The sequence below is a fragment of the Vibrio sp. D54 genome, assembly GCF_021728075.1.
GTDB lineage: Bacteria > Pseudomonadota > Gammaproteobacteria > Enterobacterales > Vibrionaceae > Vibrio > Vibrio alginolyticus.
The window spans coordinates 1-1,137 of record NZ_JAKKCS010000066.1 but is presented as its reverse complement, the minus strand read 5'-3'; the positions used below and the strand labels follow the sequence as shown (position 1 = coordinate 1,137).

The window sequence follows — 1,137 nt, the reverse complement described above, 5'->3', positions numbered from 1 at the left end:
GTAGCTAACGATATCGTGAGCTTCTTTAAAGTCTGCAAATGAGATAGCAACTCGCTTGAACTGCCTCAACAAACCGTCACTTTTTCTATCCACAACAACCTCTAGTTTATTCGAATCGTATAACGCCGCATTAAGGTGTGAGCAACGCTACCACGAAACCCTAACCATACCACCGTAAACACAAAACCAAACAATGGAATAAAAAATGCTAAGCGTTGGGAATCACTCTTAAATGCTTTGTTAGGGCTTCACTCACGTAGCACAGCAAAACTATCGACTTTAATGAGTTTACCCTATTTCCGTAATCTGTTGACTCACCATGAATTACAGTATGTCTGTTTAATTTGTTAACTTCTGAACTCTCACGTTCTTTCATGTTGAATGCTATAGGTAAGCTCATCATAAATGGACTAAACAGTAACTTTTGGTAGTCGCATAAATCGGCTTCAATTATGTTTTTGCCAAACTGAGATAACTCGCTACCACGAGGGCGCATGAATAAATGCCCCTGAAACTCGCTTGAAACACAGATACCATCTACTTGAGCAAATGCTGTAGGGACTGTTAATGAATAAAGTTTAGCTTTATGCCCTGCGAAAATATCTCTTATGACGGAACTCCGGTCTGGTTGTCCAGTAATTAGAGTCTGCTCCATGCTTTCGAGGTTTGATTCATAATAGTCACACAAAATGCTATCGACTTGTTCAGGATATTCTGAAATTTTCTCAAGCACTTGCTTTTGAATTCGTAGAGGCAAAGACAAACCTACAAACCAACCATTATTAGCTAACGCGATGATAGCCTCTTTAAGTTGATCTTGCTGATTCTCAATATCATTTAATAAATCACGAAGACCCGGAGGAAACAGCTTATCTATCAGCTCAAGCTGCCGACTTAAAGCAGGAGGAATTATGTTAATAACTGGATTAGTTACCTTTTCAATCCACTCTAGTTGCTTCCAAAAATGAGGGGGGGAAGTTACCTAAATTGTCCATATTTACTCCTGAGCCCTAACGCCGCGTTAAGTGGTGAGCAACTCAGACCACCGACCTGAAATATTGTGCCGTACACACTAAAGCTAAAGCAAACGAAAAATGCCACGCGTTGCGAATCCGTCTTTAACGCTTTGTTAGCTTA

Annotated in this window: 1 protein-coding gene; it reads right to left on the bottom strand. The window is 40.2% G+C overall.

Annotation, left to right across the window (positions count from 1 at the left end; all coding sequences use genetic code 11):
* Positions 1-208: 208 nt before the first annotated feature.
* Positions 209-757, bottom strand: a complete 549-nt coding sequence (locus L3V37_RS24120) for a hypothetical protein (protein WP_237307360.1) — start codon at positions 755-757, stop codon at positions 209-211.
* Positions 758-1,137 lie beyond the last annotated feature (380 nt).